General features: G+C 57.4%; 6 protein-coding genes. 3 read left to right on the top strand and 3 right to left on the bottom strand.

All coding sequences use genetic code 11. The features are described from left to right. From NKJ32_RS35085 to NKJ32_RS35075, 3 genes are all read right to left on the bottom strand, one after another. Positions 1-717: IS110 family transposase (locus tag NKJ32_RS35085; RefSeq protein WP_352830514.1), on the bottom strand; the 717-nt coding region annotated here is incomplete at its 3' end. Positions 718-1,021: 304 nt separating this feature from the next. Beyond that, the gene (locus NKJ32_RS35080; RefSeq protein WP_352830512.1) at positions 1,022-1,717 is read right to left on the bottom strand and encodes a GntR family transcriptional regulator; all 696 of its coding nucleotides are present in this window, start codon (positions 1,715-1,717) and stop codon (positions 1,022-1,024) included. Next, entirely contained in the window at positions 1,717-2,484 is a 768-nt protein-coding gene (locus NKJ32_RS35075) for a maleate cis-trans isomerase family protein (RefSeq protein WP_352830510.1), read from the bottom strand. The genes NKJ32_RS35080 and NKJ32_RS35075 overlap by 1 nt, the downstream gene beginning before the upstream one ends. Before the next feature lie 148 nt (positions 2,485-2,632). Here NKJ32_RS35075 and NKJ32_RS35070 point away from each other — a divergent pair, with 148 nt between their 5' ends. From NKJ32_RS35070 to NKJ32_RS35060, 3 genes are all read left to right on the top strand, one after another. Next, positions 2,633-3,778 carry a M24 family metallopeptidase gene (locus NKJ32_RS35070; protein WP_352830508.1) on the top strand — a complete coding sequence of 382 codons (1,146 nt, stop codon included), beginning with the start codon at positions 2,633-2,635 and terminating at the stop codon, positions 3,776-3,778. 9 nt (positions 3,779-3,787) lie between these two features. After that, positions 3,788-4,000 (top strand): hypothetical protein, encoded by a 213-nt coding sequence (locus tag NKJ32_RS35065; RefSeq protein WP_352830506.1) that lies wholly within the window; start codon positions 3,788-3,790, stop codon positions 3,998-4,000. Then, positions 3,993-4,312: amidase family protein (locus tag NKJ32_RS35060; RefSeq protein WP_352830504.1), on the top strand; the 320-nt coding region annotated here is incomplete at its 3' end. The genes NKJ32_RS35065 and NKJ32_RS35060, both read left to right, overlap by 8 nt.

The raw sequence follows: 4,312 nt of genomic DNA, 5'->3' as shown, positions 1-4,312 counted from the left end.
TGCCTCTTCAACATCCTTGATCTGCTGGATCAGCAACTCGATGCGATCAAGCTCGCGGCTGATCTGCGCCATGAGCGCTGGCGGCCGTGGACGCCCATCTCCGGTAATGAGCGCGTCGAGGCATTTGCGTCGATCGCCTTTTAGTGGTTCGTATCCGGACACACCTTGGCTGAACAAAAGGCCCTTTATCCTGTTGACGTGCCTGATCCGCTCGTTTGTCAGCGCCTTCCGCTCCCGCACCAACCGGCGACGGTCTTCCTCCTCCGGCGTTGGCACTCGCAACATCGCGCAAACCCTAGGCTCGCCGCGGTTGTGGGCCAACAACGCTCGAACCAGTGCTTCCCCGTCAATCCTGTCGGTCTTGGCCCGCCGACGGCGACGCGATGTGGCAATGGATGCCGGGTCAACGACATAACTCTCGATGCCTTCGCGTTCGAGGACCCGATGTATCCAGAATCCATCCAGACCAGCTTCCTGGATTGATATGATCCGGAAGCTCTGCCCTGTCCGCACTTCCGCCTTTCGTTGCAGCTCTGCGAAGTGATCGAGCAAACCCGGAATGTCGCGCCCCGACACGAGGTGTCTCGACATTCTCTCGCCCCCACCTGGCGAAAGCGAAGTCACGAGCCATTTTGAACGAGACAGTTCTAACGAGACAAATATTGCGGCAAGATCGCCGCGGATAGCGGCCGGGGCTTTGGTGGTGTTGGCTTGCATGCTGACCTCCAGGTGATGTTTGGCGACTTCACTCTGGCAGAGCGCTGGTCGCCTTCCATCCCATAGGATCTTCGTCCCATCGCAGACCAACCGCTCCGCAGCACAAATTCGGATCCATCGATGCCAGGCAATGGCCGCGTGGGAAGCCGTGAGTGCACGGCCTGCCTGAAAAGCGCGGTGTCGGCCTCACGCGGCCACATTTCACACAACGTGACAACTGCCAGCGGGGTAGAGGGCCGCAGACTGGGGGGGAACAAGTTTCCGTCAGATCCCGCTCGGATTGACGTGACTGACGGGACAGTAGTTAGCCGGTGGAGATGTATCTCGCGACGCGCGATAGGCCGTATGAGATGAAGTTTCGCTGCACGAATCCGACCGCTCTCAGATCTCCAGCATGCAACGCGCGACAAATTTCATCAACTTCCTCCTTGAGGAACCTGACCTCATCCTCCCACATTCTATCTACCAAGCTGTACCAGACACGTGACGCCTGAAAGTACAGCCGATCGTGGCTCTCCCTCATCGCGGAATTGTTGATCAACGCATTGACCGCGAAATGAAGCTCGTGGTTGATCTGCCAGAATTGCTCAAAATCCCTGGACTGAAGAAGGGCTTCCACCCGCGGGACAAGCGCCTCGACCTCCTCAAGTGCTTTGGGGGTTCGGTCCGGTCTGCTGAAATCGCCGATCATTTCACTCAATCTTAGACGGAAAGCGTAGACATCCTTGAATTCCTTGAAATCCACTCCAGTGACTGTCGTACCGACGCCATTCTTGGTTTCAACAAGGCCTTCGTAGTCAAGACGCTGCAACGCCTGTCGGACCGGTGTACGACTGACATTGAACTCCGCAGCCAATTCTGTCTCGACGAGCAGTTCTCCGGGGCGATACTGCAACAGGCAGATCCGGTCTCGAAGAACGCGATGGATCTCGATTGACTGGCCCCTGGGAGGCGCAGCTCGTGGCGCCTCTCGCTTAAATGCTGTCGCGGCTTTAGACATCAGTTCTCTTTGAAAAGTCGGCCATATTTGTCGCTCCGATCATTCACCCCCGCCAACCGCAAGCAATCCCACATCATCGCCTGGTTGCTAGTGATCACCGGTTTACCCGATTCTGCTTCAAGTGCCTGGATAATGTCCACCGAGCGAAGGGCGCCGCAACTGATAAAGATGGCATCGGAATCTGCTCGATCGACCTGTTTGGCGAATTCGTAGATGTAGTCAGGGGTCACCCGCACCATGTCTTCATCATTTTCAATGTTCAAACCCTGGATATTCAGGATCTCAAATCCCCGTTCTTCCATATAAACCCGCTCGATCTCGTTGACTGGATCGACATACGGCGTCGCTATGGTGATCTTCCTCGCATTCACGGCCTTCAGGGCGCGCATGACGCCTGAGATTATAGACGTCGGCTTGGCGCCGGGTGCACCGCGGGTGAGCTCGGCGAACACGTTGTCTTCGCCGATCACGACGCTTCCAGAAGTGCATGCGTAGCAAATGACGTCGAGTTGCACCTCCGGAACGATCAGAGCAGCAGCGTCACCGATACCCGAAGCCATGGCAGACAAAGTTTCGACGTCCACCTTATTTGCCATCGGGGCTCTCTGGAAGTGAACGCCGACCCCATTCGGAGCCAGGTTGAACATGTCCTCTTCGATGGTCTGCTCCATTGCCAGAAGAACGAAACCCAGCTTGGCCTTGTGATGGCGTCCCGCGTCGAACCGGATGACTCCGCGACCGAGCGAATTTTGTCCAGTCTGTTGCATTTGCGGCTCCCATAGCTTTTTCTTACCTGTACACAGCCAATGCAAATGCGCAAGATTTGCTACCAAAAAAACACACCATTGACAGATATTTAACACCAATTTAACATTCTGAAATCCAACCTGCATACAGCTTGAGAGGCCCGAGACCATGAGACCAGGCAAGCAACGGACCGAGAAACTGAAGAAGGCGCTCCAGGCGGGCGGCTTCGAAAGCGCCATTCTGACCAACCCGGATTCCATCGCCTACTTCGGCGAGTATCTGGACTACCTCGGCATAGACTTCGGTCGCCCTACCCTGATGACGGTTCCTGTCGACGGCGAGCCGACCATTATCACTCCCCTGATGGAGTCGGAGATGTGCGGACGGATGAGCTGGGTGACTGACATCCGCCCATGGAGCGACGGCATCAACGACGAGTGGCGCAGCGTCCTCAAGTCGGCGGTCGAAGGAAAGGCGCGCCGAGTTGCAATCGAGAAACGGTCCATCCCAGCGCTCGTGGCCAATGATCTGCTCCCCATGCTTCATGGAGCCGAAGTCGGCGATGCCGGACCTGTCATCTCGGAGACCCGAATGATCAAGTCGGCCGATGAGATCGAAATCATGCGCAAGGCGGGCGAAGTTGCCGTCGCGATGGTGAAAGGCGCGCGCGAAGTCATCGCCGAGGGCGTGCCGGAGTACGAGGTCGCGCTGGCGGTCATCGCGGCTGGCACCAGGAAGGCAGCGTCATTCCTGGATGACAAGACGGATCGCTTCGTGTCTCCCACCATCTACAATCTTCAGATCATGCAGTCGGGCACCGATGTGTGCCTGGTGCACCGCCGTTCTTCTGTTCGGACCATCCGGAAGGGAGACCCGATCTATCTCTGCTTCTGCGGGATCGCCAACTTCCGCAACTACAAGCTCGGCTTCGACCGTGAATTCTTCGTCGGCGGGGCGACAGACGAGCAGGCACGTGTCTATGGGACCGCCGTAGCCGCTCAGCAGGCGGCCCTCGCGGCAATCAAGCCGGGCATCGCATGTGAGGAAATCAACGCCGCTGCCGAAGCAGTCTACACGGAGGCAGGCTTCGCGGCTGGATATCGTACTGGTCGTTCGGTCGGTCAGTCATTCCTGGAATCCCCAGAACTCAAGCGCGGAGAGAAGCGTCTGCTCGAAGCCGGCATGACCTTCGCGGTCGACGGGGGAATCACGATCGAAGGAAGCTTCGGCGGGCGTATCGGCGACTCGATCGTGGTGACCGATACCGGATTTGAGTACCTGACGAACTATCCGCGTGAACTCGCAGTCGTTTGAGGTAGGTCAATGAGCCGGCCCACCTTTGCTACATTGGAAGCGATGAACGCCGAATTCTTCGGCAGCCGCTGGGACAAGAAGGATCTGGAGCAGCTCGTCGCGCCGACATTCGGCGTCGTCTCCAGCTTCGAAAAGGTCATTTCCGACCTCCATCGTATCGTAAGCAAAGATTTGGGCCAGGTGGGTCCCGATGACCACTGCTCGGGGCTCACCAATGACTAACAGAAAATCCGTCAAACAGATCGCGGCAGAAATTCGAAGCGGCCGCTCGGTTGTCGAAGTCGTCGAGGAGAGCTTGGCAGCAGCGGAACGAGCGAATCCCGAGCACTTCAGCTTCATAACGATCATGCGGGATCAAGCACTCTTGCGGGCGGCAAAAGTCGACGCCTGGAGAAGAGAAGGCCATGATGGGGTGCTGCTCGAGGGCGTGCCTTTCGCGGCAAAGGACATGTTCGAGACCGCCGGCGTTCTCACAACGGGCGGAAGTCCGGTTCTCAAGGACAATGTGCCAGACACATCGGCTCTGGTCATTAC

Origin of the sequence: Mesorhizobium sp. M0159, assembly GCF_040322295.1 — a bacterium.
Taxonomy (GTDB): Bacteria; Pseudomonadota; Alphaproteobacteria; order Rhizobiales; family Rhizobiaceae; genus Mesorhizobium.
Note: the sequence above shows the minus strand (reverse complement) of the source record. Positions and strands in the feature narration are given on the sequence as shown.